31 protein-coding genes are annotated in these 24580 nt (G+C 68.8%); 9 read left to right on the top strand and 22 right to left on the bottom strand.

The features are described from left to right. Positions 1 to 1494: a M20/M25/M40 family metallo-hydrolase gene (locus tag ABD693_RS02905; RefSeq protein ID WP_344695494.1), complete on the top strand. Its 1494-nt coding sequence runs from the start codon at positions 1 to 3 to the stop codon at positions 1492 to 1494. Here ABD693_RS02905 and ABD693_RS02900 read toward each other — a convergent pair. Genes ABD693_RS02900 through ABD693_RS02890 form a run of 3 tightly spaced genes read right to left on the bottom strand, consistent with a single transcriptional unit; the run spans position 1491 to position 4400 of the window. Next, positions 1491 to 1751, bottom strand: coding sequence for a hypothetical protein (locus tag ABD693_RS02900; protein WP_344695493.1), 261 nt, complete (start codon positions 1749 to 1751; stop codon positions 1491 to 1493). The two genes, ABD693_RS02905 and ABD693_RS02900, sit on opposite strands and share 4 nt — an antisense overlap. Before the next feature lie 31 nt (positions 1752 to 1782). Beyond that, positions 1783 to 4209, bottom strand: a complete 2427-nt coding sequence (locus ABD693_RS02895) for a ligase-associated DNA damage response DEXH box helicase (RefSeq protein ID WP_344697557.1) — start codon at positions 4207 to 4209, stop codon at positions 1783 to 1785. After that, a complete protein-coding gene (locus tag ABD693_RS02890) occupies positions 4206 to 4400 on the bottom strand; it encodes an LPXTG cell wall anchor domain-containing protein (protein ID WP_344695492.1) in 195 nt (64 codons plus the stop codon). Before ABD693_RS02890 ends, ABD693_RS02895 begins: the two co-directional genes overlap by 4 nt. A 66-nt stretch (positions 4401 to 4466) precedes the next feature. On the opposite strand from ABD693_RS02890, the gene ABD693_RS02885 reads away from it, so the two are divergent. Together ABD693_RS02885 and ABD693_RS02880 are read left to right on the top strand one after the other, a co-directional pair. Then, entirely contained in the window at positions 4467 to 5471 is a 1005-nt protein-coding gene (locus ABD693_RS02885; protein ID WP_344695491.1) for a ligase-associated DNA damage response exonuclease, read from the top strand. 108 nt (positions 5472 to 5579) lie between these two features. After that, positions 5580 to 5954, top strand: a complete 375-nt coding sequence (locus tag ABD693_RS02880) for a hypothetical protein (RefSeq protein ID WP_344695490.1) — start codon at positions 5580 to 5582, stop codon at positions 5952 to 5954. Positions 5955 to 5966: 12 nt separating this feature from the next. On the opposite strand, the gene pgmG is transcribed toward ABD693_RS02880, so the two are convergent. Further along, positions 5967 to 7346: a phosphoglucomutase/phosphomannomutase PgmG gene (gene pgmG, locus ABD693_RS02875; RefSeq protein WP_344695489.1), complete on the bottom strand. Its 1380-nt coding sequence runs from the start codon at positions 7344 to 7346 to the stop codon at positions 5967 to 5969. Between the two features lie 54 nt (positions 7347 to 7400). Next, entirely contained in the window at positions 7401 to 8183 is a 783-nt protein-coding gene (locus ABD693_RS02870) for a division plane positioning ATPase MipZ (protein WP_344695487.1), read from the bottom strand. A gap of 71 nt (positions 8184 to 8254) precedes the next feature. Between ABD693_RS02870 and panC the strand changes: the two genes are divergently transcribed. Then, entirely contained in the window at positions 8255 to 9115 is an 861-nt protein-coding gene (gene panC / locus ABD693_RS02865; protein WP_344695486.1) for a pantoate--beta-alanine ligase, read from the top strand. Between the two features lie 70 nt (positions 9116 to 9185). After that, on the top strand, positions 9186 to 9494 hold the full coding sequence (locus ABD693_RS02860; protein ID WP_344695485.1) for an SEL1-like repeat protein: 309 nt from the start codon (positions 9186 to 9188) through the stop codon (positions 9492 to 9494). Between the two features lie 45 nt (positions 9495 to 9539). Here the strand turns inward: ABD693_RS02860 and pal are convergent, their stop codons facing one another. The 6 genes from pal to ABD693_RS02830 are packed head-to-tail and all read right to left on the bottom strand — an operon-like array spanning position 9540 to position 13841. Then, complete coding sequence (gene pal / locus ABD693_RS02855; RefSeq protein ID WP_344695484.1) at positions 9540 to 10064, bottom strand: peptidoglycan-associated lipoprotein Pal; 525 nt, start codon at positions 10062 to 10064, stop codon at positions 9540 to 9542. 13 nt (positions 10065 to 10077) lie between these two features. Next, on the bottom strand, positions 10078 to 11385 hold the full coding sequence (tolB, locus tag ABD693_RS02850; protein ID WP_425567243.1) for a Tol-Pal system beta propeller repeat protein TolB: 1308 nt from the start codon (positions 11383 to 11385) through the stop codon (positions 10078 to 10080). Between the two features lie 5 nt (positions 11386 to 11390). Then, positions 11391 to 12260: a cell envelope biogenesis protein TolA gene (locus ABD693_RS02845; RefSeq protein WP_344695482.1), complete on the bottom strand. Its 870-nt coding sequence runs from the start codon at positions 12258 to 12260 to the stop codon at positions 11391 to 11393. Further along, positions 12257 to 12691, bottom strand: a complete 435-nt coding sequence (locus ABD693_RS02840; RefSeq protein WP_344695481.1) for an ExbD/TolR family protein — start codon at positions 12689 to 12691, stop codon at positions 12257 to 12259. Before ABD693_RS02840 ends, ABD693_RS02845 begins: the two co-directional genes overlap by 4 nt. After that, positions 12691 to 13380: a protein TolQ gene (gene tolQ / locus ABD693_RS02835; RefSeq protein ID WP_344695480.1), complete on the bottom strand. Its 690-nt coding sequence runs from the start codon at positions 13378 to 13380 to the stop codon at positions 12691 to 12693. The genes ABD693_RS02840 and tolQ overlap by 1 nt, the downstream gene beginning before the upstream one ends. Beyond that, complete coding sequence (locus tag ABD693_RS02830) at positions 13377 to 13841, bottom strand: YbgC/FadM family acyl-CoA thioesterase (RefSeq protein WP_344695479.1); 465 nt, start codon at positions 13839 to 13841, stop codon at positions 13377 to 13379. Before ABD693_RS02830 ends, tolQ begins: the two co-directional genes overlap by 4 nt. A 23-nt stretch (positions 13842 to 13864) precedes the next feature. On the opposite strand from ABD693_RS02830, the gene ABD693_RS02825 reads away from it, so the two are divergent. Both ABD693_RS02825 and ABD693_RS02820 read left to right on the top strand, forming a co-directional pair. Then, positions 13865 to 14488, top strand: coding sequence for a hypothetical protein (locus ABD693_RS02825; RefSeq protein WP_344695478.1), 624 nt, complete (start codon positions 13865 to 13867; stop codon positions 14486 to 14488). Further along, positions 14485 to 14691 carry a helix-turn-helix transcriptional regulator gene (locus tag ABD693_RS02820; RefSeq protein WP_344695477.1) on the top strand — a complete coding sequence of 69 codons (207 nt, stop codon included), beginning with the start codon at positions 14485 to 14487 and terminating at the stop codon, positions 14689 to 14691. The genes ABD693_RS02825 and ABD693_RS02820 overlap by 4 nt, the downstream gene beginning before the upstream one ends. On the opposite strand, the gene ABD693_RS02815 is transcribed toward ABD693_RS02820, so the two are convergent. The 4 genes from ABD693_RS02815 to ruvA are packed head-to-tail and all read right to left on the bottom strand — an operon-like array spanning position 14688 to position 17845. Continuing rightward, positions 14688 to 15806 carry a DUF3089 domain-containing protein gene (locus tag ABD693_RS02815; protein WP_344695476.1) on the bottom strand — a complete coding sequence of 373 codons (1119 nt, stop codon included), beginning with the start codon at positions 15804 to 15806 and terminating at the stop codon, positions 14688 to 14690. The two genes, ABD693_RS02820 and ABD693_RS02815, sit on opposite strands and share 4 nt — an antisense overlap. Positions 15807 to 15816: 10 nt before the next feature. After that, positions 15817 to 16842 carry a Holliday junction branch migration DNA helicase RuvB gene (gene ruvB / locus ABD693_RS02810; RefSeq protein ID WP_344695475.1) on the bottom strand — a complete coding sequence of 342 codons (1026 nt, stop codon included), beginning with the start codon at positions 16840 to 16842 and terminating at the stop codon, positions 15817 to 15819. Next, positions 16842 to 17255, bottom strand: coding sequence for a GFA family protein (locus ABD693_RS02805; protein ID WP_344695474.1), 414 nt, complete (start codon positions 17253 to 17255; stop codon positions 16842 to 16844). The genes ruvB and ABD693_RS02805 overlap by 1 nt, the downstream gene beginning before the upstream one ends. Beyond that, the gene (gene ruvA / locus ABD693_RS02800) at positions 17252 to 17845 is read right to left on the bottom strand and encodes a Holliday junction branch migration protein RuvA (RefSeq protein ID WP_344695472.1); all 594 of its coding nucleotides are present in this window, start codon (positions 17843 to 17845) and stop codon (positions 17252 to 17254) included. The genes ABD693_RS02805 and ruvA overlap by 4 nt, the downstream gene beginning before the upstream one ends. A 133-nt stretch (positions 17846 to 17978) precedes the next feature. On the opposite strand from ruvA, the gene ABD693_RS02795 reads away from it, so the two are divergent. After that, positions 17979 to 18854: an alpha/beta fold hydrolase gene (locus ABD693_RS02795; RefSeq protein ID WP_344695470.1), complete on the top strand. Its 876-nt coding sequence runs from the start codon at positions 17979 to 17981 to the stop codon at positions 18852 to 18854. Positions 18855 to 18857: 3 nt separating this feature from the next. On the opposite strand, the gene ruvC is transcribed toward ABD693_RS02795, so the two are convergent. Genes ruvC through ABD693_RS02770 form a run of 5 tightly spaced genes read right to left on the bottom strand, consistent with a single transcriptional unit; the run spans position 18858 to position 21300 of the window. Continuing rightward, the gene (gene ruvC / locus ABD693_RS02790; RefSeq protein WP_344695469.1) at positions 18858 to 19343 is read right to left on the bottom strand and encodes a crossover junction endodeoxyribonuclease RuvC; all 486 of its coding nucleotides are present in this window, start codon (positions 19341 to 19343) and stop codon (positions 18858 to 18860) included. An 11-nt stretch (positions 19344 to 19354) separates the two neighbouring features. Then, positions 19355 to 20098 carry a YebC/PmpR family DNA-binding transcriptional regulator gene (locus ABD693_RS02785; protein ID WP_344695468.1) on the bottom strand — a complete coding sequence of 248 codons (744 nt, stop codon included), beginning with the start codon at positions 20096 to 20098 and terminating at the stop codon, positions 19355 to 19357. 33 nt (positions 20099 to 20131) lie between these two features. Then, entirely contained in the window at positions 20132 to 20710 is a 579-nt protein-coding gene (locus ABD693_RS02780) for a DUF1003 domain-containing protein (protein WP_344695467.1), read from the bottom strand. Between the two features lie 2 nt (positions 20711 to 20712). Then, complete coding sequence (locus ABD693_RS02775) at positions 20713 to 21033, bottom strand: YbjQ family protein (protein ID WP_344695466.1); 321 nt, start codon at positions 21031 to 21033, stop codon at positions 20713 to 20715. Between the two features lie 24 nt (positions 21034 to 21057). Then, positions 21058 to 21300 (bottom strand): DUF2312 domain-containing protein, encoded by a 243-nt coding sequence (locus tag ABD693_RS02770; protein WP_344695465.1) that lies wholly within the window; start codon positions 21298 to 21300, stop codon positions 21058 to 21060. A gap of 124 nt (positions 21301 to 21424) precedes the next feature. Between ABD693_RS02770 and pyk the strand changes: the two genes are divergently transcribed. Beyond that, positions 21425 to 22885 (top strand): pyruvate kinase, encoded by a 1461-nt coding sequence (gene pyk, locus ABD693_RS02765; RefSeq protein ID WP_344695464.1) that lies wholly within the window; start codon positions 21425 to 21427, stop codon positions 22883 to 22885. On the opposite strand, the gene ABD693_RS02760 is transcribed toward pyk, so the two are convergent. Next, entirely contained in the window at positions 22870 to 23757 is an 888-nt protein-coding gene (locus tag ABD693_RS02760) for an NAD(P)H-hydrate dehydratase (protein WP_344695463.1), read from the bottom strand. The two genes, pyk and ABD693_RS02760, sit on opposite strands and share 16 nt — an antisense overlap. Further along, positions 23754 to 24533 (bottom strand): histidine phosphatase family protein, encoded by a 780-nt coding sequence (locus tag ABD693_RS02755; RefSeq protein WP_344695462.1) that lies wholly within the window; start codon positions 24531 to 24533, stop codon positions 23754 to 23756. The genes ABD693_RS02760 and ABD693_RS02755 overlap by 4 nt, the downstream gene beginning before the upstream one ends. Between the last annotated feature and the right edge of the window lie 47 nt (positions 24534 to 24580).

The raw sequence follows: 24580 nt of genomic DNA, 5'->3' as shown, positions 1-24580 counted from the left end.
ATGCGGACAATCGGAGCGGGACTGGTGCTGGCGCTGGCGGCGAGCGGGGCGGCCGCGCAGACGCCGGGGCGGGCGCAACTCGAGCGGGTGGTGGCGGGCCAGCACGAGGCGACGGTCAAGGCCCTGCAGGACTGGATCGCGCTGCCGACCATCGCGGCCGAAAAGCGCAACGTCGCCGAGGGGGCCGATTATATGCGCCGCCTCGCGCTCGATGCCGGTTTCCAGCAGGCCCGCGTGGTCCAGTCGGGTGGCGTGCCGGGGGTGTTTGCGACGCTCGACGCGGGCGCGCCGGTGACGCTCGGCATCTACTTCATGTACGACGTGAAGCAGTATGAGCCGTCCGAATGGGCGAGCCCGCCGCTGGCCGGACAGCTCTACGACCGGGCCGGCGAGGGGCAGGCGATCCGCGGGCGCGGGGCCGTCAACCAGAAGGGGCCCGAGACGGCGTTTCTGGCGGCCTTGAAGGCCTTCAAGGCGAGCGGGCGCAAGCTTCCGGTCAATCTCGTGCTGGTGGCCGAGGGCGAAGAAGAGATCGCGAGCCCCAACTTCCCCACCATCGTCGCCGACCCCGAAGTCGCCGCCGCGCTCAAGAAGACGGTCGGGGTGTTCATCCCGGCGGCGAGCCAGGGGCAGGACGGGCAGGCCGGGATCACGCTCGGCGCCAAGGGTGCGGTCGAGTTCCAGCTGATCGTCGGGGGCGAGACGAGCGACAAATATCCCAAGGCCGACGTCCATTCGAGCAACTATGCGCGGATCGAAAGCCCGGCATGGCGGCTGGTCAAGGCACTCGACACGTTGGTCGCCGACGACGGGCACACGCCGACGATCGACGGCTTCATGGACAATGTCGCGCCGCTCACGCCGCGGCAGAAGGAGCTGATCGCGCAGCGCGTCGCGGTGACCGACGAGGCCAAGGAGAAGAAGGCGCTCGGGATCGGGCGGTGGATCAACGACGAGGACTTCCAGACCAGCTCCGAGCGGTTCCTCGGCCAGCCGACGGTCAACATCCAGGGGCTGGTCAGCGGCTATACCGGGGTCGGCGGCAAGACCGTGCTGCCGAGCCGGGCCGAGGCGAAGCTCGAGTTCCGGCTGGTGCCGAACATGACCAGGGACGAGGTGGTCACGAAGCTCAAGGCGCATCTCGCCAAGCGCGGGTTCGATGACGTGAAGGTGGTGGTGTCCGGCGGCTACGGGCCCAACCAGACCGACGAGAACAGCCCCTTCATCCAGGCGCAGAAGCGCGTCTTCGAGCGGTTGAAGATTCCCTACACGCTGACCCCGCGCAATGCGGGGAGCTGGCCGGGGGTGGTGTTCAACGGGGCGCCGCTCAACCTGCCGACGGGGCAGTTCGGGATCGGCCGCGGCGGCGGGGCGCATGCGCCTGACGAGTGGTTCCTGATCAAGTCAGGCAATCCGAAGGTGGCGGGGATCGACGAGGCGACGATGCTCTACGTCGATTATCTCTACGAGGTGGCAAAGCTGGGGCGGCGCTAGCGGGTCGGGCAGAGGTCGCCCGGAAGCGGGCGGCCCTTGCGGCAGCGCTCCTCCAGGAGCCGGCGTTCGCGGCCGAGGCGTTCCTCTTCCTTGCGGATCGCGCGGCCGCGCTTCTCGTCGGCCTCCGACTGGCTGGTGGTGGCGAGGTCGACGCCCTTCGAGACGGCTTTCACCGGCAGCGTGACGACTCCGACCGCCGTGTTGGCGACCGAGCAGCCGGCGAGGAGCGGGAGGGCAAGAAGCAACAGGCTACGCATGCTGCATCCTAGCGTATTGCGCGGGCGGGCGTCAGTCCTCGCGCATCGCGAGATCGGCGAGGACAGATTCGGCTTCCATCAGCAGCGCGTCCTCGGCGCCCGAGCCGGCGGGCAGCGCCTCGCGGCCGATGACGACCATCAGCGGGACCGCCATCGGGGTGACGCGGGGGAGGTCGACATGCACCATCTGCGCGGCGGCGCGCTCGACCAGGCGGGCGAGGCGACCAAGTTCGGTCATCCGGGCGCGGGCGTCGTCCCAGGCGGCGCGCATCAAGAGATGCTCGGGCTCGTACTTGCGCAGCACGTCGTAGATGAGGTCGGTCGAGAAGCTGACCTGCTTGCCGGTCTTGCGCTTGCCCGGATGCTGGCGCTCGACCAGCCCGCCGATCACCGCCACCTCGCGAAAGGCGCGTTTCAGCAGCATCGACTGCTCGACCCACTCGACGAACTCGCCCTCGAGGATGTCGGGGGAGAGCAGGGGCGCGGGGTCGGTGATCGGCTCCAATCCGTAGACCGAGAGCGCATAGTCGTTGGCGACGAAGCCCAATGGCTTCAGCCCCATCTTCTCCATCCGCTTGGTGACCAGCATGCCGAGGCTCTGGTGCGCGTTCCAGCCCTCGAAGCTGTACATGACGAGGAAGTGGCGGCCTTCGTGGGGGAAGGTCTCGACCAGCAGTTCGTCGGGCTGGGGCAGGCGCGAGCGGCGCTGCTGGACCTCGAGCCATTCGCGCACGTCGGGAGGGAAGCGCGACCATTGGCTGGGGTCGGCGAGGAAGCCCTTCACCCGGTCGGCGAGGTGGGTGGTCATGCTCATCCGCTGGCCGCCGTAGGTGACGAGGCGAGCTTCCTTGGAGGAGGCACGGACGATGATGTCGCTGTCCTTCATCCGCTCGACCTCGAGGCTGAGGCCGGCAAAGAAGATGTGGTCGCCGACGGTGAGGGTCGAGGCGAAGCCTTCCTCGACCCGGCCGAGCATCCGCCCGTTGCCGAAGCGGACGTCGAGCATCGGATTGTCGACGATGATCCCCGCATTCATCCGGTGCTGGACCGCGACCGCGGGCTTGGTGATGCGCCAGTGGCCCGAGCCCGCGGGCTCCTCCACGAGTCGGCGGAACTTGTCGTAGGCGCGCAGCGCGTAGCCGCCGGTGGCGATGTAGGCGAGGACGGTCTCGAACAAGGCGTCGGGTAGCCCGGCATAGGGCGCAGCGGAGCGGAGCTCGGCGAGGAGCTCGGCCTGCTCGAAGGGGGCGGCGCAGGCGCAGGCGAGGATGTGCTGGGCGAGCGTGTCGAGCGTGCCCGGGCGGAAGATTTCGGGGTCGAGCTCGCGCGCGTCGACCGCGTCCAGGGCGGCGCGAGCCTCGAGATATTCGAAGCGGTTGCCGGGCACGATGGTGCCGTGGCTGGGCTCGTCGAGGCGGTGGTTGGCGCGGCCGATCCGCTGGAGGAGGCGCGACGAACCCTTGGGCGCCCCCATCTGGATGACGAGTTCGACGTCGCCCCAGTCGATGCCGAGGTCGAGGCTGGAGGTGCAGACGAGCGCGCGGAGCTTGCCGGCCGCCATCGCCGCCTCGACCTTGCGGCGGGCTTCGAGGGCGAGGCTGCCATGGTGAACGCCGATCGGGAGGCCCTGCTCGTTCACCTTCCACAGGTCCTGGAAGATCAGCTCGGCAAGGCCGCGGGTATTGCAGAAGACGAGCGTCGTCCGGTGCTGCTCGATCTGCGCCATGACCTGCTTGGCGGCGTAGCGGCCCGAATGGCCCGACCACGGGACGCGGTTCTCGGGCAGCAGGATGTCGAGCACCGGCTCGGCGCCGGGTTCGCCGAGGACCACGTCGACCTCGTCCATGTCGGCGTCGGGCGCGAGCCAGCTGCGATAGGCATCGGGGTCGGCGACGGTGGCGGACAACCCGACCCGACGGAGGGCGGGCGCGATCTTCTGGAGGCGGGCGAGGGCGAGGGCGAGGAGGTCGCCGCGCTTGTCGCGGGCGAAGGCGTGGATCTCGTCGAGGACGATGGTCTTCAGCCCCGCGAACATCAGGAAGCTGTCGGGGTAGGAGAGGAGCAGCGACAGGCTTTCGGGCGTGGTCAGCAGGATCTGCGGCGGCCTCGCGCGCTGGCGGGCCTTGCGGTCCGAGGGGGTGTCTCCGGTGCGGGTCTCGACCCGGATCGGCAGGTCCATCTCGCCGATCGGATCGAGGAGGTTGCGCTGGACGTCGACCGCGAGCGCTTTCAGCGGCGAGATATAGAGGGTGTGGAGGCCCTCGGCGGGATGGTCCGCGAGGTCGCAGATCGTCGGCAGGAAGCCGGCCAGCGTCTTGCCCGCACCGGTCCCCGCGACGAGCAACGCGTGCCGCCCTGCGCGGGCGCGATCGAGCATGTCGAGCTGGTGCCGGCGCGGACGCCAGCCCCGGCTTTCGAACCAGCCGGCGACGACCGCGGGAAGGTCAGGCGCGCTCAGAGGCCGCTTTTGCCGTCATGTTCGTGTTCGCGCTGTTCCTCGGCATAGAGTTCGCGGGTCGCGCGCTCGGTCACGTCGGGAGGGACGTCGCTCTTCTTGTTGCGGCTGAAGGCGTAGAAGAGCACGCCGAGGAGAACGAAGGCGCCGACCAGCACCAGCCACCAGTAATGAACGTCGCTGCCTTCGGCCATGAACCTCACCTATCGTGTTTGTTTTGCCGGCGGAACCGTCGGCCTGTCAGACTGGTATAAGCCCGCATGGCCCGTCTCGGTTCCTGGATCGAACCCCACCCCACCGGCATCTACGTCAAGCCGGCGGACGCCTGGGTGGACCCCTCGCTGCCGCAGCCGCGGGCGCTGGTGACGCATGGCCATGCCGACCATGCGCGCGGCGGGCACGGCACCGTCTGGGCGACCCCCGAGACGCTGGCGATCATGGGCGTGCGCTACGGCGACCAGAACGGCTGCGAGGTGGCTTACGGGCAGAGCGTGACGGTCGGCGATGTGGAGGTGAGCTTCGTTCCGGCCGGCCACGTGCTGGGGAGCGCGCAGATCATCCTAGACTGGAAGGGTGAGCGGGTGGTGGTGTCGGGCGACTACAAGCGCCGGCCCGACCCGACCTGCGAACCCTTTCTTCCGGTCAAGTGCGACATCTTCATCACCGAGGCGACCTTCGGGCTTCCGGTCTTCCACCATCCCGAGACGGGGAGCGAGATCGACAAGCTGCTGATGCGGCTGGCCGACAATCCCGATCGCTGTGTGCTGGTCGGCGCTTATGCGCTGGGCAAGGCGCAGCGGGTGATCGCCGAGGCCAGGCGGCGCGGGCACAGCCAGCCCATCTACTATCACGGCGCGCTCGAGCGGCTCTGCAACCTCTATCAGGAGCAGGGCATCGACCTTGGCGAACTGCGGCCGGTCGCGGGGGCCGACAAGAAGGACATGATGGGGCACCTCGTGCTGTGCCCGCCGGGCGCGCTCAACGACCGGTGGAGCCGGCGGCTGCCCGACCCGATCACCGCGGCGGCGAGCGGGTGGATGCGGATCCGCCAGCGGGCGCGGCAGAAGAACGTCGAGCTGCCGCTGATCATCTCGGACCATGCCGACTGGGGCGAGCTCACCGACACGATTCTCGAGATCGCGCCCAAGGAAGTGTGGATCACCCATGGCCGGGAGGACGCGCTGATGCACTGGTGCATGACCCGCCAGATCAAGGCGCGCGAGCTCAACATGGTCGGCTATGACGATGACGAGGACGACGGCTGAGGCCGGCGCCTTCAACCCGCTTTTAATTTCTTTCGGGCATCTCCTCGAACCCATGTGGGCAACAGGGGAACGATGATGCGCGGGGTGATGTGTGGGCTGGCGTTGGGCGTGGCGGGGTGCACGGACTGGAAGCCCGCGCAGGCGATGGTGACCAGCATCGACCGGACCTGCATGATCGTCGAACGCAAGGCGGCCGGTTCGGTGACCGATCGCATGGGCAAGGAGCGGGTCGTCGCCGACCAGCGGACTTATGAGGGACGCTGCGACGAGGTCGACGGCTGGGCCGAGGAAAAGGCCAAGCGCAGCATGACGATCGACGGCAAGGCCGCGATCCATCTCAGCTACACCGGCGTCGACGGCAAGTCGCACACGGCGACCGTCAACGTCACGGGGCAGGATCCCGAATTCTACGACGTCTCGACCGGAAGTACGGTCGACATCCGCTTCGACCCCGAAAATCCCGAGCGCGTCAGCTTCAGCTAGGGCGCGAACGCCCTAGTGGTCGGCCTCGGTCCGCTCGACCCCGCTGTGGGCGAGCTGGCCGTCGATGGTCTCGAGCAGGCGCTCGAGGCCTTCGGCATCCTTGGCTTCAGCGCGGCCGACGAGCACGTCCTGCGTGTTCGAGGCTCGCAGCAGCCACCAGCCGTCGCCGGTGCTGACCCGGACGCCGTCGGTCGCGTCGACCTTGGCGCCTTCGGCCGACAGCCGGTCCCGGACCTCTTCGACCACCGCGAACTTGCGGCTCTCGTCGACCGGGAAGCGCATTTCGGGGGTGGCGATGCTGACGGGCATGGCGTCGCGGATCGCGGTCAGGCTCTTGCCGCTCGCGGCGACCGCCTCGATCAGGCGGACCGAGGCATAGAGCGCGTCGTCGAAACCGTACCAGCGATGCTTGAAGAAGATGTGGCCGCTCATCTCGCCCGCGAGCGGCGCGCCGGTTTCCTTCATCTTCTGCTTGATGAGGCTGTGGCCGGTCTTCCACATCAGCGGCTCGCCGCCCATCGCCGCGATGCGGTCGAACAGGGTCTGGCTGGCCTTGACGTCGGCGATGATCGGGGCGCCAGGCTGTTCCTCGAGCACGGGGCCGGCGAGGATCATGACGAGCTGGTCACCCCAGATGACGCGACCCTGGCCGTCGACCGCGCCGATGCGGTCGCCGTCGCCGTCAAAGGCGATGCCGAAGTCGAGGCCCTTGTCGCGGACGAGCCCCTTCAGGTCCTCGAGATTCTTCTCGACCGTAGGATCGGGATGGTGGTTGGGGAAATTGCCGTCGACTTCGGTGAAGATGGTGTGGTGTTCGCCCGGAAGCTTCCTGACGAGCTTCTCGAGCGCGGGGCCGGCGGCGCCGTTGCCGGCGTCCCAGCCGATCTTGAACTCGCCGCCGCGGAAGTCGGAGACGAGCCGGTCGACGTAGCGGTCGATGATGTCGACGTCTTCGACCTTGCCCTGGCCCTCGTGCCACCGGCCTTCGCCGGCGCGGCGACCGAGGTCCTGGATCTGCGTGCCGAACACCGAGCCGCCCGGAAGCAGCATCTTGAAGCCGTTATACTCGGCCGGATTGTGGCTGCCGGTAATCTGGATGCCGCCGTCGACGTCGAGCTCGGCGACCGCCCAGTAGAGCATCGGCGAGGGCCCCTCACCGATCCGGACGACGTCGATGCCGCTTTCGGTCAGGCCGCGGACCAGCGCGTCCTCTAAACCCTGGCTGTGGGTGCGCCCGTCGCGCCCGACGGCGATGCGCTTGGCCCCCTGGTCGCGCCCTTCCGAGGCGAAGGTGCGCCCGAGCGCATAGGCGTCTTCCTCGTGGAGGGTGCGGCCGACGATGCCGCGAATGTCATATTCGCGGAGGATGGTGGGGTCGAAGCTGTGAGTCATTACGGCCCTGAACGTTATGGGACTTGAATGGTTGCGCGGCGCTCGCGCGGAGGTTCAGGCCGCCTTGGCGGTTTCCGCGCCGGGAAGCCCGAGCCCCGCGACCATCTCGCGCAATTCCTGGCGGGCGGCGATGTGGGCGATGCCGGCATCGCCGATCTGCTTGAGGTCGAGCAAGGTCAGGCCCTTGGGGAAGAGCTCGCGGTAGATGACGCGCTCGGACAGGCCGGGGATGACCCGGAAGCCGACCCGGCGGGCAAGCTCGTCCATCGCCGCGCCGACGCGCTGCTGGTTGTGGCTGCCGATGTGCTGGAGGCGGTTGCGGAGCACCACCCAGTCGACGCTCTTGCCGGCGGTCTTGGCGCGGGCGGTGCGGCTGTTCCAGATGAGCTCTGCATAGAAGCTCGGGCGGGTCACCTTGAAGGTGTCGGGGTTGACCTGACCGATGAGGTCGAGGTCGACGAAGCTGTCGTTCATCGGGGTGACGAGCGTGTCGGCCTTGAGGATGGCGGCGCGGGCGACCGCATCGTCGCGGCCGGGCGTGTCGATGACGATGATGTCGGCCTCCGGCGCGAGCGCGGCAATCGCCTCGTCGAGCGCTTCCTCGCGCTGGTCCTCGAGGACGGCGAAGGCGGGCTGCGGCAGGGCGATGTCACTGCGGCGCTGGAAGGCCGCGCGATTTTCGAGATAGCGGGTGGTGGTGCGCTGGCGGTGGTCGAGGTCGAGCGCCGCAACGCGGTGGCCCGCCGCGGCCAGCGCGACCGCGGTATGGACCGCGGTGGTCGACTTGCCGGTCCCGCCCTTTTCGTTGGCGAAGACGATGAAATGTGGCTGGCTCACTTGGTTTCTTCCCCGCGTCGCGCCTAAGCGCCTCTTTGCTGGTGCCTTGAGTAAACCAAAGGGAATCAACGGTGCAAATCATCCGTGCGCTGGACGAGCTGCAGACAGTCTTGAGCCTGGGCCATTATGCGACGGACACGCTTGCGCTGGTCCCGACGATGGGCGCGCTTCACGACGGCCATCTCGCGCTCGTCGCCGAGGGCAAGCGCGTCGCCGACCGGGTCGCTGCCACCATTTTCGTCAATCCGACGCAGTTCAACGACCCCAAGGACCTCGAGCGCTATCCACGCACCGAGGAGGCGGACCTCGAGAAGCTGGAAGCGGCGGGCTGCGACCTTGTCTGGCTGCCGACACCGGACCAGCTATATCCGGCGGGCTTTGCGACCAGCATTTCGGTCAAGGGCGTCAGCGAGCGATGGGAGGGCGAGCACCGGCCGGGCCATTTCGATGGCGTGGCGACAGTGGTGGCCAAGCTCCTTCTCGCGGTCCGGCCGGGGGTTGCGATCTTCGGCGAAAAGGACTGGCAGCAGCTTGCGGTCATCCGGCGCATGGCGACCGACCTCGGGCTCGGGATCGGAATCCTCGGCTATCCGACCGTGCGCGAGGCGGACGGCCTCGCCATGTCGTCGCGCAACGCGCTGCTGAGCGCGGCGGAGCGGGCACAGGCGGTGGCCATTCCGCGCGTGCTCGCCGACGTATCGCGGGAAATCCTGACGGGCGAGGCGATCGCCGCGGCGCTGGCGCGCGGAAAGGCCCGGCTGCTCGACGCAGGTTTCTCCGAAGTGGATTATCTGGCGCTGGTCGACGAGCGGTCGCTCGAACCGCTTGAAAGCTCGGGCGAACACATGCGGCTGCTGGTCGCAGCGAAGCTCGGAGCGGTGCGCCTGATCGACAATTATAGTGTCACTTCGGAGCAACAGGTAAGCTGGTAATTACCGCGTTAACCATTCGGGAACCCGCGCGGCTGAATTCTCCCCACATCGACAGGGGAGTTTTGAAGTCATGGCCATCAGCCAGCAAGGTGCCGATTTCCTGATCCGCAGCCGCCTCGCGGATGCCGAAAAGGGCGACGTCAACGCATTGTTCGAACTCGGGGTGACCTATTCGACCGGCCGCGGCGGGGTCGGGGTCGATCTCATCGAGGCGCACAAGTGGTTCAACCTCGCGGCCCTGAACGGCTGTACGCGAGGGCAGGCCTGCCGCGCCGAGATCAGCGTCGAGATGACCGCGCGCGAGATCGCCGAAGCGCAGAAGTCGGCCCGCGCCTGGCTCGCGCTGACCGGCCGCGGCGGGGTTCGCTACGCGGCCTGAGTTTCCGATGAACGAGGCCCCGGCCGGTGCCGGGGCGACGAACCCTTACTTGACGACGACCGTCACCGCGCGGCGGTTCTGGGCCCAGGCGCTTTCGTCCGAGCCGGTTGCGACCGGGCGTTCCTTGCCCCAGCTGATGGTCAGCAGGCGCGCTTCGGGGATGCCCTGCGCCATCAAGAAGAGCTTGGCGGCCTGCGCGCGCCGCTCGCCCAGCGCCTGATTATATTCGCGGGTGCCGCGCTCGTCGGCATGCCCCTCGACCGAAGCCCGGACATTGGTGTTGGCGAGCAGCCACTTGGCCTGCGCCCGCAGCGTCGCCTGCGCGTCCGCCGAAATGTCCGACTGGTCAGTCCCGAAATAGATGGTGTCCGAGCCCGCCGCCGCGACCAGTGCGGCCTGGCTGCCCGGCAGTTCGACGAGGCCGACGTCGTCATTGCTGGTGCTGGCGACGGTTCCGGCATCGGCCGTGTCGGTCTGGGTCGAGGCGGTGTCGACGACGGCCTTCTTGCGGGCACAGCCCGACATGGACAGGGCGACGGCGATGCCGAGAAGCGTGACGGTCTTGCGCATTATAGTCTCCTTGTCAGCGCTGGAGCGGCGACCAGCTCGGGTCCGAGCCGTCCTGGGGGGTGGGGAGCCGGCGGGCGGTGCCGCCGGCGACGTTGACCGCGTAGAGGCCGGTGCGCCCGTCGCGGCTGAAGCGATTGAACATGACGAACTGGCCGTTGGGGGCCCAGCTCGGGCTTTCGTCCTGCCAGCCGTCGGTGAGCAGGGTCTCCCCACCGCCGCTCGCGTTCATGACGCCGATGCGGAAGGCACCGACGCGGACGAAGGCGATCTTGTCGCCGCGCGGGCTCCACGCGGGCGAGCCGGCCGGGCCGCCGAAGCTGATCCGGCGCTGGTTCGAGCCGTCGGCGTCCATCAGGTAGAGTTGTTGCGAGCCGGATCGGTCGCTCTCGAAGACGATCCGGCGGCCGTCGGGCGAGAAACTCGGCGCGGTGTCGATGCCGGGTGCGCTGGTCAGCCGCTGCGGCGTGCCCGAACCGTCGGCATTGGCGACCCAGATGTCGGTGTTGCCGTTGGCCGAGAGCGCATAAGCGATGCGGTTGCCGTCGGGCGAGAAGCGCGGCGCGCTGGTCAGCGCGAGGCCGGGCACGAGCAGGCGCTTGCTCCCGCTGGCGATGTCGAGCACCCAGACGCGGGCGCGGCGGCCGGCGTAGCTGGTGTAGGCCAAGCGGCGGCCGTCGGGAGAGAAACGCGGGGTGACGACGGTGGCCTCGCCCTCGGTCAGGTAGCGCAGGTTCGCGCCGTCCGAATCCATGATGGCGATGCGCTTCTGCCGATTGTTCTTGGGACCGGTCTCGGCGACGAACACGACGCGCGTGTCAAGGAAGGCCCCCTCGCCGGTCAGCCGGGCGTAGATGGCATCGGCACATTTGTGCGCGGCGCGGCGCCAGTTGTCGGCCGAGACCGAGAAGCCTTGACCGAGGAGCTGGCGGCCGGCGCCGACGTCATGGAGGTAGCAGCCGACGGTGACCTGGCCGGGGCCGGTGGCGCGGACGAAGCCGGTGACGAGCTGCTGCGCGCCCAGGGGCCGCCAGTCGCCGAAGGCGGGCGCGTCGGCCTGCGCGACGGCATAATTGGGCAGGCCGCCCGGCCCGAGCGGATTGAACCGGCCGGTGCCGCGCAGGTCGGAGGCGATCACGCTCGCGACGTTGCGGCCGAGGGCGAGCTCGGCATTGTCGACCGGCATGTTGGGCACCGCGATGGAGATGGCGCTGCTGACGCCGCCGCTGGTCACCTCGACGTCGACCGGGGGCGGATCGTCCGACTGGGCGAGGGCGGGCGTCGCGACGAGGGCGCTCAGGGCGAACAGGGCTTTACGCAGCATGATCCTCACTTCGCGGCATAGGTCAGGTTGATGTTAGCCCAGCCACCTTGCGGCGTGATGTATAGCTCGGGGGGCAAGCGCAAGGGCGCGCAGGCGCGGAACACGGCCACGGCCTGGTCGTAGGCGAGGTCCTCGAAGCGGGCATTGTCTTCATTGACGCCGCTGGTGCGAACGAGGGCCGGCGGGCGCGACAGGCGCCCCGAGCGGTCGAGCCGGAGGTTCACCGTGACCCGGATCCGGTCGGCGCCGGGACCAAGCGAGGACTGACGGTCGGCGCAGGGCTGGATCTGGCGCTTGATCGCGCTGTCGACGCTGGCCTTGGCGGCGGCGCTGAAGGTCGCGGCGCCGGCCTGCGCGGGTTTGGGGCCGAGGTCGCGGTCGGGGGTCGGAATGCCCTTGAGGAAGTCGTCGCCGAGCCGCGACTGGCGCGGCGGGGCCGGGCGTGGCGGCGCGGGGCGCTGGGCCTGCTGAGGCCGCGCCTGCGGTCGCTGGGGCCGGGCCTGAGGCTGCGGACGCGGCTGGGGCTGGGGGCGAGGTTGCGGCTGGGCGCGCGGCGTGGGTGTCGGCGGCGGCGCGGGCTGGACGATCGGGGTCGGCAAGGGCGGCGTGGGCGCGGGCGCGGGTTGCGGGGCCGGCTGCTCGGGCGTCGGCGGCTCGGGCGAGGGCGCAGGCGCCTGCGCGGCGGGCGGCGTGGCCGGCGTGGGCGCGGCGGCGGTCAGCGCGACCTCGTCGCTGTCGACGAACTCGACCTCGACCGGCGCGGGCTCGGGGGTCTTGGGGGTGTGTGCGAGGCTGGTAGCGAGCGCGGCGACGAGGCCGACGTGGAGCAGCAGGGCAAGCCCCGTACCCCGCGCCTCGCCGCGATCGATCCTCACCGGCTCTCGCCCACGCTGACGAGGGCGACGCGGTTCAGGCCGGCGCGGTTAAGCTCGCCCATCACGCCCATCACCTTGCCATAATCGAGGCTGCGGTCGGCACGAAGATAGATGCGGCGGCCCTCGGGCGGGGCGGGCTCGGCGGCGATGGCGGCGAGACGCTGGGGAAGCGCGGCCTCGGAAATTGGTTGGTCGTCGATGTAGATCGCGCCTTGCGCGTCGAGCGAGACCTGCACCGGCTGGACCTGCTGGTCGAGGGGGGCGGCGCGGTTCTGCGGAAGGTCGACCGGCACGCCCGAGACGAGCAGCGGGGCGGTGACCATGAAGATGATCAGGAGCACCAGCATGACGTCGACGAGCGGCGTCACGTTGATGTCCGCCACCGGCGCGCGGCGCTTGCCCCGGCGGCGGGTTCCGACCTGGGCGCCCATCAGCCTTCCCGCTCGAACTCGCGGCTCAGGGTCGCGTGGAAGCGGTCGGCGAAGCGGTTGAGCCGCGCCTCGAACCGGTCGAGGCCGTGGGTCAGCCGGTTATAGGCGATGAGCGCCGGGATGGCGGCGAAGAGGCCGATGGCGGTGGCGAAGAGCGCCTCGGCGATCCCGGGTGCGACGACCGCGAGGCTGGTGTTGTTGGCGCCCGCGATGGCGGTGAAGCTGCGCATGATGCCCCAGACCGTGCCGAACAGGCCGATGAAAGGGGCCGCGCTGGCGACCGTGGCGAGGATGTTGAGGCGGTCGGACAGTCGGTCGAGCTCGCCCTCGACCTCGGCGCTCATGACCGTGGTCAGCCGCTCGCGCGCGCCGCTGCGGTCGCTGCTCGCAAGGCCGATCGAGCGGCGCCATTCGCCGAGCCCCGCGGTGACGATGCGGGCGGTCGGGATCTCTTCCTTGCCGCGTGCCTCGTGAAAGGCGTCGAGGTCCTTGGCAGCCCAGAAGTCGCGCTCGTAGGAATCGGTCGCGCGATTGATCGAGCGGAGGCGGGTGACATGGGTGATGATGATCCCCCAGGTCCAGACGCTGGCGACGAGCAGGCCGATCATGACGAGCTTCACGACGATGTCCGCGTGCATGAAGAGCGCCAGCGGGCTCATCAGGTCGGCGGCGGGCGCGGCAGCGCTCATTCTTGTTCCTTCTTCCTGTTGCGGATCGCCTCGAACACCCCGACCCATTCGCGCGGCTGGCGGGTCGGCCGGCCGTCCAGAGTGAGGAAGGCGGCGGTGATCCGTCCTTCGGCGCAGAGTTCGTCGCCGCGCATGACCCGTTGCTGAATCCGGACCGAGGCGGCGCGGACTTCCTCGAGGGTCGAGACGATCACGAGGTCGTCGCCGAGCTTGGCCGGCCGAACGTAGCGGACATGCGCCTCGGCCACGGCATAGACGCCAATACCCGCTTCGAGCGTCCCGCGCTGGTCGATGCCCGCGGCGAGCAGCATATCGGAGCGGGCGCGCTCCATGAACTTCAGATAATTGGCGTAATAGACGATGCCGGCGGTGTCCGTGTCCTCGAAGTAGACGGTGAGCGCGAAGCGATGCTCCGCGCGAACGAAGCCGCCGCGATAGGGCCGGTCGTAGGGTGACGCCATGACCGAGCCTCTAGCCGTGCCGGATGTGCGACGAAACCCCGCTTGAACCACCGCTTGACAGCGAAGTAACGCGAAGGTTACCTGTAACTTACAGGTTACAGGAGTTTGTGATGAGCGATTATTCGTGGGGGCTGTTGGTCGGCATCGGTTTCGCCCTTTTGCTGGTGCTCTTTGCCAAACTGCGCGACCGCCGCCGCCCGGCCGAAAGCCTCGGGGAACAGGCCGAGCGATATGAGCAGCGGAGGATGCGAATGCTGCCTGCGGTGCTGGTGATTTATCTGTCGCAGCAGGCGATCTACTTTGCGGCCGTCGATGGCGAACGGGCCGTCGATCACGTCAAGATCGGGGCGTGGGCGGTGCTGACCCTGCTGCTGATGCTGCTGCTCGTCACCCGTGGCTTCTGGTTCGCACCGAAGGCATTGCGCGACATGATCGACGACGAGAGCACGCGGATGAATCGGCTGATCGCGACCCGAAGCGCGTTCATCGCTGCGGTCGGGCTGGGCGCGCTCGTCTATACCATGATGCCGGTCGCCCCGATCAGCGTGCGCGGCGCGCTGCACCTGGTGATCAGCCTCAGCCTCGGCATCGGCCTCCTGCAGTTCCTCATGCTTGAACGCGCCGCGCAGCGCGGGCTGGAGGCATGAGCGACCGGCTCGGCAATCGCCTCAAGGAGCGGCGCGGAGCGCTTGGCCTGACCCAGGCCGAGCTCGCCGAACGCTGCGCGGTGACTCGCAAGACGATCAACACGGTCGAAAACGGGGTGTTCGTGCCCTCGACCGTCCTGGCGCTGAAGCTCGCCCTCGCCCTCGAGCGACCGGTCGAGGAGCTTTTCTGGCTGGCCGACTAGCGGGCAACCGCCTCGACCAGCCGGATGAGATTACCCTGCGGTGCGGACACGTCGGCGAGATGCATCCCCCAACCGGGGATGAAGAAGCCGCCGAGCCCGACTTCGCCGCCGATCCGGTCGGTCCATTTGGCGCCCGGCGTGACGTTGGTGCGGATCTCGAGGTAGCCGCGCGGGCCGGCATTGACGCAGCGGCCCGAGGCGAGGCCCTCGGTGCGGACGAAGGGTGTTGGCGGCTTGCCCTCGCTCGACCAGCTGATCGGACCGCCGGGCACGGGCAGCTCGGAGCGGGTGTACCAATAGCTGTCGAGCGGTGCCCAGCCCCGTGATCCCAGCGCGGCGGGATTGGTGCAGGCGACTGTGAAGCCGGGCTTGGCCGCATAGCCGAACAACGCGCCCGGCGGCGGCGGGTTGTTGGTCCGGTAGCTCGAATACGCCACGACGCAGCCCTTCTGGCCGAGGCGGGTGCAGAGCGGGGTCGAGGCGAAGGTCCCGCCGACGAGCTTGCCCTCGGGCACCAGCACGTTGAAGCCGGGGATGATCGCAAGCGCCATCTGGCGCGCCGCCGGCTTGCCCTCGATCTCGCGCGCGATCAGCGTCTGCAGCATCCAGCTCCCCTGGCTGTGGCCGACGAGGACGAAGGGCCGGCCCTTGGCGCGGGTGGCGAGGAAGTTGCGGAAGGCGCTCCGAACGTCGCCATAGGCGACCTCGAAATTGGGCGTGAGGTCCCGGCCGAGCGCGGCCGCCCCAATCGCCGCCGAGGTCATCTGGCGGTAGATGGGAGCGAAGGTCCGGCAGACGCCGGCGAAGCGCGCGAACTGGGTGAGGGTCGCGCCGGTCTCGAGGTCGGGCTTGAGGTCGCTGTTGAACCCGCGGTCCTGGCTCACGGTCGGGTAGACGTAGAAGCAGTCGAGCTTCGGGTTCGATGCAATTGTGCTGAGGCCGTTCGAGCCGTAGCCGTTCTTGCTCAGCGCGGTGGTCGCCAGCGGGGTCGAGCAGACGTCGCGGCGGCCCGGCAGGCAGATCCAGCTCGCGTCCTTTTCATAATCGGGTGCGACGGCGGCGGGCGTGGCCTGGGTGGCGGCAGCCTGGGCGGCGATGGCAAGCAGAAGCGACACGCTTATTCTCCTAGTCGAACAGGCCGCTCGAGGTGCCCGCGGGCGGCGTCAGGCCGAGATGGGTCCAGGCCTTGCCGTTGAGACAGCGCCCGCGTGCAGTCCGGGCGATGAGGCCGAGCTGAATGAGGTAGGGCTCGATCACGTCCTCGATCGTGTCCCTGGGCTCGCTGAGGCCGGCCGCGAGCGTCTCCACCCCGACCGGGCCGCCGCCATAGAGATCGGCGATCATGTGGAGGTAGCGGCGATCCATGGCGTCGAGCCCGAGGGCGTCGATCTCGAGCCGGCCGAGTGCGCGGTCGGCGGTGGCGGCATCGATGGTCTCGGCGCCCGCGGCATGGGCGAAGTCGCGGACCCGCCGGAGCAGGCGGCCGGCGATTCGCGGGGTGCCGCGGCTGCGGCGGGCGATCTCGTGCGCGCCGTCGGGGCTGACCGGGGCGCCGAGCAGGATGGCGGCGCGGGCGACGACCTTTTCGAGTTCCTCGACGGTGTAGAAGTTGAGGCGGACCGGAATGCCGAACCGGTCGCGCAACGGGGTGGTGAGCAGCCCCTGCCGGGTGGTCGCGCCGACCAAGGTGAAGCGGGGAAGGTCGATCCGGACCGAGCGCGCCGACGGCCCCTCGCCAATGACGAGATCGAGCGCCCGGTCCTCCATGGCAGGATAGAGGACTTCCTCGACCGCCGGATTGAGCCGGTGAATTTCGTCGATGAACAGGACGTCGCCGTCCTCGAGGTTGGTGAGCAGCGCGGCAAGGTCACCCGACTTGGCGATGACCGGGCCCGAGGTAGCGCGGAAGCCGACGCCCATTTCGCGCGCGACGATCTGCGCGAGGGTGGTTTTGCCGAGCCCCGGCGGGCCGAAGAAGAGGACGTGGTCGAGCGCTTCGCCCCGCGCCTTGGCGGCGGCGATGAAGACGCGCAGGTTTTCGCGCGCGCCCTGCTGGCCGACGAATTCGTCGAGGTGCTTCGGCCGGAGCGCGGCGTCGACGTCCTCGGCGGTGCGCTCGGGCGTGGTGAGGGGCGAGGGGTCGGAGGCCATCAGTCGTGGTGGATCCCGTCGCCGGTGACTTCAAGCCACTTGTGCTTGCGGCTTTCGAAGATCGAGAATTGCGGCGTCAAGAAATGGGGGTCGTCGAAAGCGCCGAGCGGAATGGCGAGGCTGTCGGCGACCGCCGGGTGGACCGAGGGCCCACCGTTGGTGAAGTAGAGGTCGGACCCGCAGGATGGGCAGAAATGGAAGGTCGCCCAGTTGCCGCTGTCGCCGACCTTGCGAAAGACATGGGCGTCCCCGGCAATGGTGACCTTGTCCGATGGCCAGCGCGCCTGGACCGCAAAGGCGCTGCCGCTCCGCTTTTGGCAATTGAGGCAGTGGCAGGCCGAGACCCGGACGGGATCGCCCGACGCGACCGCATGAAGCTGGCCGCAGCGGCAGGAGGCGCGATGCTCGCTCATTTGGCGGCCTTGCGAAGCGCGAGGCGGACCAGCGCGTCGAGGGTCGCGTCGGGGCCGAGCTCTTCGGCGGCCCGGGCGACGGCAGCGCTGGCTTCGGCGGGCTTGAAGCCGAGGTTGGCGAGGGCGGACATGGCGTCGTTGGTGAAGCCGCCGGTGGCCGCGGGGATGCCGGGCGCGAGGGCGGCGGGGAGGCCGAGCTTGCCCTGGAGCTCGAGCGCGATGCGCTGGGCGAGCTTGGGGCCGACCCCGCTCGCCCGGGCGATCATCGCCTTGTCGCCCGCCGAAACCGCGCGGGCGAGTTCGTCGGGGGTGAGGATGGTGAGGATCGCCAGCGCGACCTTGCCGCCCACGCCTTGGACGCTGGTCAACTGGCGAAAGGCCTCGCGCTCGGCCGCCGAACCGAAGGCGAAGAGGGTCATCGAATCCTCGCGGACCTGAAGCTCGGTCAGCAGGATGACCTCACCGCCGGGCGCAGGCAGCGCGGCCAGCGTCTTGCCGCTGGCGAGCACCAGATAGCCGACGCCGCGCACGTCGATGACGGCGCTGTCGGGCGAGGTTTCGACGAGGTTGCCGACGAGGCGGGCGATCATGCTGCGTTTCGTAGCGGGCTGCCCCCCATGCCGTCGAGGCCCCGCAGCACTGTCACAATGTTCGATGCCCGACATGTTATGGTGAGCAAGGCACGAGTCGCCGGGGTGGGGACCCAAGCGAAAGGAGCATGTCATGCCGAGGTTCACGACCAGCGACGGGACGAGCATCTTCTTCAAGGATCTGGGGCCGAGGGACTCCCAGCCGATCGCCTTCCATCACGGCTGGCCGCTCAGCGCCGACGACTGGGACGCGCAGGTGATGTTCTTCCTGAACAAGGGCTACCGGGTGATCGCCCACGACCGCCGCGGGCATGGCCGTTCGGAAGAGACCACCCACGGAAACGAGATGGACACCTATGCCGCCGACCTGATCGAGCTGGCCGCGCATCTCGACCTGCGCAACGCCGTCCATGTCGGTCATTCGACCGGCGGCGGAGAGGTCGTCCATTATGTCGCTCGGGCCGAGCCGGGGCGGGTCGCCAAGGCGGCGATCCTCGGCGCGGTGCCGCCGCGGATGCTGGTCGGCGAGGACAATCCCGAGGGCATTCCGATGGAGGCGTTCGACGGCTACCGCGCGGGTGTCGCGACCAATCGCGCCCAGACCTATCTCGATGTCGCCTCGGGGCCCTTTTACGGGTTCAACCGCGACGGTGTGCAGCCGATCGAGGGCGTCATCCGCAACTGGTGGCGGCAGGGCATGATGGGCGGGATCAAGGCCCAGTATGACTGCATCAAGGCCTTTTCCGAGACCGATTTCTCGGACGACCTCAGGAAGATCGAGGTGCCGGTCTTCGTCATGCATGGCGACGACGACCAGATCGTGCCCTACCGAATCTCGGCGCTGCGTTCGATCAAGCTGCTCAAGGACGGGCGGATCAAGATCTATCCGGGCTTCCCGCACGGCATGGCGACCACCCACGCCGATGTGATCAACGCCGATCTCCTGGCGTTCATCGAGGGCCGCGAGGTGGGCGAGCGGCAGGCGGAGCTGGCTGGCGCGGAGGCCTGACCCTCAGCCGAGGCGCCTTGCCGAGGCCAGATGATGCGCGTGGGTGATGGCGACGGCGAGGGCGTCCGAGGCGTCCTCGCCGGCGATCCTGACGCCAGGGAGCAGGATCTTCACCATCGCGTGAACCTGGTCCTTGGACGCGCCTCCGGTTCCGACCACCGCCTTCTTGACGAGGGTGGGGGCATATTCGCCGACCGCGATGCCGGCGCGGCCCATGCACATCAGCACCACCCCGCGCGCCTGCGCGAGCTTGAGGGTCGAGGCGGGGTTCTGGTTGACGAACACTTCCTCGGCGCCGGCCGCGGTCGGGCGGTGCTCGGAGACGACCGCCTCGATCGCGCCCGCGAGGGCCGCGAGGCGCTCGGGCATGGGCGCATTCGGCCTGGTCTTAATCTGGCCGTTCGCGACATGTGCGAGGCGGTTGCCCTCGGCCCGGATCACGCCCCAGCCGGTCGAGGACAGGCTGGGGTCGAGGCCGAGGATGATCATCGGGGCAGCGCTCAGCCGAGCTTCGCCAGCTCGTCGTCCGAGATGTCGTAATTGCCCCAGACGGTCTGGACGTCGTCGTCGTCTTCGAGTGCGTCGACCAGCTTCATCAGGCTGGCGACCGCGTCGCCCGAGACTTCGGTGGTCAGCGTCGGCTTCCACGCCAGCTTGACCGCCGAGGCTTCGCCGAGCGCCGCCTCGAGCGCTTTTGCGACATCGTGCATGCCGTCGGTCTGGGTCCAGATCTGGTGGCCGTCCTCGTCGCTCTGGACGTCGTCGGCGCCGGCCTCGATCGCGGCTTCCATGACCTTGTCCTCGTCGCCGGCGCTGGCCGGATATTCGATCAGGCCGAGCCGCTCGAAGCCGTGGGCGACGCTGCCGCTCGCGCCGAGATTGCCGCCGTTCTTGGAGAAGGCGGTGCGGACGTTGGTGGCGGTGCGGTTGCGGTTGTCGGTCAGCGCCTCGACGATGATCGCGACGCCATTGGGGCCATAGCCCTCGTAGCGCACTTCCTCGTAATTCTCCGCGTCGCCCTTGCTCGCCTTGTCGATCGCGCGCTGGATATTGTCCTTGGGCATCGACTGCGCCTTGGCGGCGTTGACCGCGGCGCGAAGACGCGGGTTCATGTCGGGATCGGGCAGGCCCATCTTGGCCGCGACGGTGATTTCGCGGCTGAGCTTGGAGAACATGCCCGAGCGCTTTTTGTCCTGCGCGCCCTTGCGATGCATGATGTTCTTGAATTTGGAATGGCCGGCCATGGGTGTCCCGCTGAGAAAATGTCGCGGACGCCTCTAGCCAGCTTGGGGCCCGGGCTCAATCGTCGGCGCCTGCCCGGCAAGCAGCCGGTCGACCTTGGCATGGAGGTCGCGAAGCTCGCCCTCGGCCCTGGCCGCGAGCAGTTCGTCGACCTTGTGATGGAGACGGAGCAGTTCGAGCTCGGCGCGCAGGTTGGTCTCATAATCGAGCTGCGCGGCCAGCCGGTCCTTCGCGGCCTGCCGGTTCTGGCTCATCATGATGATCGGGGCCTGGATCGCGGCCAGGGTCGAGAGCATCAGATTGAGGAAGATGTACGGATAGGGGTCGAACGCGAGGCCGACCCGGTTCAGCACACCGCTGTTGAGCAGCATCCAGCCGAACAGCACCACCGCAAAGCCGATGATGAAGCCCCAGCTGCCCCCGACCGCGGCCACCCGGTCGGACAGGTGGTCGCCGAAACTGGACCGCGCCGAAGCTTCGTCGTTGACGTCGCGGCTGCTCGCCGTACCGGCGGCGATGGCGGCGAGGACCCGTTTCTCCTCCTCGCCGATATCGATGTCCGAGCGGGTGAGAAGCCGCTCGATGAGGTCAGCCGTGGTGGTCTGACCGGCCATGCTCAGCCGAGCCGGACTGCCGTGCCGCAGACGCAGACCATGAGCATCGAACCGTTCTTGCCGATGACTTCATAGTCGAAGTCGACCGCGATCACCGCGTCGGCGCCGAGCCGGCGGGCCGAGGCTTCCATCTCCTGCATCGCCTGCGCGCGGGCTTCCTGGATCGAGCTTTCGTAGGCGCCCGAGCGGCCACCGAGAAAGTCGCTGATCGAGGCGAGCACATCCTTGAAGACGTTGGCGCCGACGATGACCTCGCCCCCGACGAGGCCGAGATAGTCGCGAACCGGACGGCCCTCGAGCGTCGAGGTGGTGGTAATGATCATGACGGTCCCCCTTTGCGTCCGATCTTAATGCAGGCCCAGCGCATTGCGATAGGTTTCGAGCAAGGCATCGGCCTCGTCGCGGGCGTGCTTCTCCATCTTCCGGAGGCGGACGACCTGCCGCATGGTCTTGGTGTCGTAGCCGTTGGCCTTGGCCTCGGCGTAGACGTCCTTGATGTCGTCGGCGACACCCTTCTTTTCTTCTTCGAGCCGCTCGATGCGCTCGATGAACAAGCGCAGCTGGTCGGCGGCGACGTTGCCGTCGGACATGATTCCCTCTCCCGGTGAATAGGTATGCGGCGCGCCCCTTAGGCTAGTGGGCTGACCCCGCCAAGCGGTTGAAGTCAGGGCGTTGGCCGCTATGGCGACAGGGCAACATAAAGAGGTGGGTAAAGTGGCGAAGTCGGTCGGTCCGCGTGGACGCAAGGTCAGGATCCTGGCGACCCTCGGGCCCGCGTCGGACAATCGCGAGATGATCGCGAAGCTCATGCACTGCGGGGCCGACGCCTTCCGGATCAACATGAGCCATGGCGATCAGGCGTCGAAGGCGCTGCTGGTCCAGACCATCCGCTCGCTCGAGGAAGAATATAAGCGCCCGACGACGATTCTGTTCGACCTTCAGGGGCCCAAGCTCCGGGTCGGGCGATTCGAGGGCGGCAAAGCATTCCTCGAGAGCGGCGGGCGCTTCATCCTCGACGACAGCAACGTTGCCGGCACCGCCGAGCGGGTCGAGCTTCCGCATCCCGAGCTGTTTGCGGCGGTGCGCGAGGGCGACCAGCTCCTGATCGACGACGGAAAGATCCGGCTTCGCGCCGCGGCGGTCTCGGCCAACCGCATCGAGACCATCGTCGAGGTCGGCGGCAAGGTTAGCGACAACAAGGGCGTCAACGTCCCCGACGTGCTGGTCCCGATCCCTGCGCTGACCGAAAAGGACCGCGACGACCTCCAGTTCGCATTATCGCAGAATGCCGATTACATCGCGCTGTCGTTCGTCCAGCGGGCCGAAGACGTGATCGAGGCGCGCGCGCTGATCGGCGACCGCGCCGCGCTGATGGTCAAGATCGAGAAGCCCGCGGCGATCGAGCGGCTCGAGGGAATCCTTGAGCATGCCGATGCGGTGATGGTCGCCCGCGGCGATCTCGGGGTCGAGCTCCCGGCCGAGGAAGTCCCGCCGCTCCAGAAGCAGATCGTCGCCCGGGCCCGCGAGCTCGGCAAGCCGGTGGTCGTCGCGACCCAGATGCTCGAGAGCATGATCACCTCGCCGACCCCGACGCGGGCCGAGGTGAGCGACGTCGCCAACGCGATCTACGACGGTGCCGATGCGGTGATGCTGTCGGCCGAAAGCGCCGCCGGGCAGTTCCCGGTCGAAGCGGTGGCGATGATGGACCGGATCGGCCGGACGGTCGAAATGGACCCGAACTACGCCGCTCGCGTCCACTTCACCGCGACCCCGGCCGAGGCGACCACCGCCGACGCGCTGGCCGAAAGCGCCGGCAACATCGCGACCACGGTCAAGGTGGCGGCGTTCGTCTGCTACACCTCGACCGGTTCGACCGCGCGCCGGATCGCGCGCGAACGCGGCCCGGTGCCGCTTCTGGTGATGACCGCGAGCAAGAGCGTGGCGCGGCGCATGGGCCTCGTCTGGGGCGTCCACGCGGTCCACACCCGCGACGTCGCGAGCTTCGAGGAGATGGTCGGCAAGGCCAAGCGCATGGCGCTTCGCCACCAGCTCGGCGGGCAGGGTGACCAGATCATCGTCCTTGCGGGCGTGCCGTTCGGGAAGGCCGGTTCGACCAACGTGCTGCACGTGGTCCGGATCGCGGGCGACGAACTCGACGACTACGGCGTGAGCTGACCCATGTCGCGCAGGATCCCGGGCACCTCGTCCGGGATCTCGCGCGCGAGATAGCCGAGGGCGCCGATGCGCTCGGCGAGGCGCTTGCCCGCCTCTCCATGGCACCAGACACCCCACAGCAAGGCGGTGAGCGGGTCGGCGCCGCGGGCGAGCAGGCCGCCGACGATGCCGGCGAGCGTGTCGCCCGAGCCCGAAACCCCGAGGCCGGGACCGCCGCCCTCGTAGCGGAACAACTGGCCGTCGGGCGCGACGATGTGGCTGGCGACGCCCTTGACGAGGGTCACGGCCTGGTAGCGGCCGGCGCAGTCCCGGCCGGCCTTGACGGGATCGGCGGCAATCTCCGCCTCTTCGCGGCCGAGCAGGCTCGCCATTTCGCCCGAATGCGGCAGGAGGACGGGGGTCGACGGCGCCTCGGCGATCTGCCGGCAGCGGTCGGGAAGGGCATGGAGCAGGGCCGCGTCGAGCACCAGCTTCGAGCATTGCCGAGCGAGCGCTTCGGCCAGTTGCGGCGTGGTGCCGCTGCCCTCGATCCCGGGCCCGGCGACCACGACGTCGGCCTTGGCGGCAAGCGCGGCCAGCGGTCCGATGGTGGACGCGGCGAACCCGCCGTTGCGGCCCTCGGCGAGCCCCCGGACCATCGCCTCGGGCATCGAGACCGACAGGCCGGTCGCGGCGCATTCGGCGGTGGCGATCTGCAGGCGACCCGCGCCCGCGCGCATGGCGCCCAGCGCGGTCAGCAGCGCCGCGCCCGCGACCTCGCGGCTGCCGGCGATGATGAGGATGCTGCCGCGCTTGTCCTTGTCGCCGCTGCCGATCTCCGGAAGCGGCCGCGAACGCAGCAGCTTCTCGTCGAGCGGCGTCGGCTCGGTCACCGGCTGCCGGCCATCCGGTCGGGCTCGGCGGTGACGGGCGCGCCCTTCTCCTCGAGCGGCGCGGCCTGGTTCCACAGCGCGAGCCTGGGCGCGCAATCGAGTTCCTGCACCTCGAAGTCGAAGGCGCAGATGCCGCAGTTCAGAATCTCCGCCGACTTGTCGATCGCGAGGATCTGGCTCTCGTCCAGTTCCTCGAGGATGTAGCGCATGCACAGCACCACCACTTGGTGGCAGACGATCAGCACCCGCCGCCCGTTATAGTGCAGATTGATCGAGTTCATCGCCGAGCGCAGCCGCAGGATGACGTCGGCCCAGCTCTCGCCGCCGGGCGGGCGGTGGTAGAATTTGCCGAGCCGGGCGCGGTGCGCGGCTTCTTCTGGATAATTCTGACGGATGCCGAGCGCGGTCAGGCCGTCGAACACCCCGAACTCGCGCTCGCGCAGGCGCTCGTCGATGACCGTCCGTGCCCGTCCGCCGGCGAGGCCGCCCGCTTCGCAGATGGCATGCGCGGTCTGGCGCGCGCGAAGATAAGGCGAGGAGAGAATGACTTCGGGCCGCTGCGACTCGGGCAGCGCTGCGAACCATTGCCCGGCGGCCACCGCCTGCTGCTCGCCGAGCTTCGACAACGGCACGTCGACGTCGCGCATGTCGATGCCGATGGTGGGAAGCCCCTCGGCCTCCGACTTGTCGCGCGCGACATTGCCCTGGCTCTGGCCATGACGAACCAGATAGAGGCGCTGCGGCCAATGCGAGGGCGGGGGTGCGGGCTTGTCCATCCAGACCGTCAAAGCATGAGGATCATGCGCGGTTCAATCCGTGACGC

It is taken from the genome of Sphingomonas rosea (assembly GCF_039538065.1).
GTDB lineage: Bacteria > Pseudomonadota > Alphaproteobacteria > Sphingomonadales > Sphingomonadaceae > Sphingomicrobium > Sphingomicrobium rosea.
The sequence above is the reverse complement of the archived record's forward strand: the minus strand, read 5'-3'. Positions and strand labels throughout refer to the sequence as shown.

Coding starts and splice junctions, on each gene's coding strand:
- ruvB (WP_344695475.1), bottom strand. CDS start 16,842: ATGGCCTCCGACCCCTCGCCCCTCACCACGCCCGAGCGCACCGCCGAG.
- ABD693_RS02900 (WP_344695493.1), bottom strand. CDS start 1,751: ATGCGTAGCCTGTTGCTTCTTGCCCTCCCGCTCCTCGCCGGCTGCTCG.
- ABD693_RS02825 (WP_344695478.1), top strand. CDS start 13,865: ATGTGCGACGAAACCCCGCTTGAACCACCGCTTGACAGCGAAGTAACG.
- ABD693_RS02820 (WP_344695477.1), top strand. CDS start 14,485: ATGAGCGACCGGCTCGGCAATCGCCTCAAGGAGCGGCGCGGAGCGCTT.
- ABD693_RS02755 (WP_344695462.1), bottom strand. CDS start 24,533: ATGGACAAGCCCGCACCCCCGCCCTCGCATTGGCCGCAGCGCCTCTAT.
- tolB (WP_425567243.1), bottom strand. CDS start 11,385: ATGCTGCGTAAAGCCCTGTTCGCCCTGAGCGCCCTCGTCGCGACGCCC.
- ABD693_RS02770 (WP_344695465.1), bottom strand. CDS start 21,300: ATGTCCGACGGCAACGTCGCCGCCGACCAGCTGCGCTTGTTCATCGAG.
- ABD693_RS02775 (WP_344695466.1), bottom strand. CDS start 21,033: ATGATCATTACCACCACCTCGACGCTCGAGGGCCGTCCGGTTCGCGAC.
- ruvA (WP_344695472.1), bottom strand. CDS start 17,845: ATGATCGCCCGCCTCGTCGGCAACCTCGTCGAAACCTCGCCCGACAGC.
- ABD693_RS02860 (WP_344695485.1), top strand. CDS start 9,186: ATGGCCATCAGCCAGCAAGGTGCCGATTTCCTGATCCGCAGCCGCCTC.
- ruvC (WP_344695469.1), bottom strand. CDS start 19,343: ATGATCATCCTCGGCCTCGACCCCAGCCTGTCCTCGACCGGCTGGGGC.
- ABD693_RS02905 (WP_344695494.1), top strand. CDS start 1: ATGCGGACAATCGGAGCGGGACTGGTGCTGGCGCTGGCGGCGAGCGGG.
- ABD693_RS02840 (WP_344695481.1), bottom strand. CDS start 12,691: ATGGGCGCCCAGGTCGGAACCCGCCGCCGGGGCAAGCGCCGCGCGCCG.
- ABD693_RS02890 (WP_344695492.1), bottom strand. CDS start 4,400: ATGGCCGAAGGCAGCGACGTTCATTACTGGTGGCTGGTGCTGGTCGGC.
- pgmG (WP_344695489.1), bottom strand. CDS start 7,346: ATGACTCACAGCTTCGACCCCACCATCCTCCGCGAATATGACATTCGC.
- tolQ (WP_344695480.1), bottom strand. CDS start 13,380: ATGAGCGCTGCCGCGCCCGCCGCCGACCTGATGAGCCCGCTGGCGCTC.
- ABD693_RS02805 (WP_344695474.1), bottom strand. CDS start 17,255: ATGAGCGAGCATCGCGCCTCCTGCCGCTGCGGCCAGCTTCATGCGGTC.
- pal (WP_344695484.1), bottom strand. CDS start 10,064: ATGCGCAAGACCGTCACGCTTCTCGGCATCGCCGTCGCCCTGTCCATG.
- ABD693_RS02885 (WP_344695491.1), top strand. CDS start 4,467: ATGGCCCGTCTCGGTTCCTGGATCGAACCCCACCCCACCGGCATCTAC.
- ABD693_RS02830 (WP_344695479.1), bottom strand. CDS start 13,841: ATGGCGTCACCCTACGACCGGCCCTATCGCGGCGGCTTCGTTCGCGCG.
- ABD693_RS02795 (WP_344695470.1), top strand. CDS start 17,979: ATGCCGAGGTTCACGACCAGCGACGGGACGAGCATCTTCTTCAAGGAT.
- ABD693_RS02780 (WP_344695467.1), bottom strand. CDS start 20,710: ATGGCCGGTCAGACCACCACGGCTGACCTCATCGAGCGGCTTCTCACC.
- ABD693_RS02785 (WP_344695468.1), bottom strand. CDS start 20,098: ATGGCCGGCCATTCCAAATTCAAGAACATCATGCATCGCAAGGGCGCG.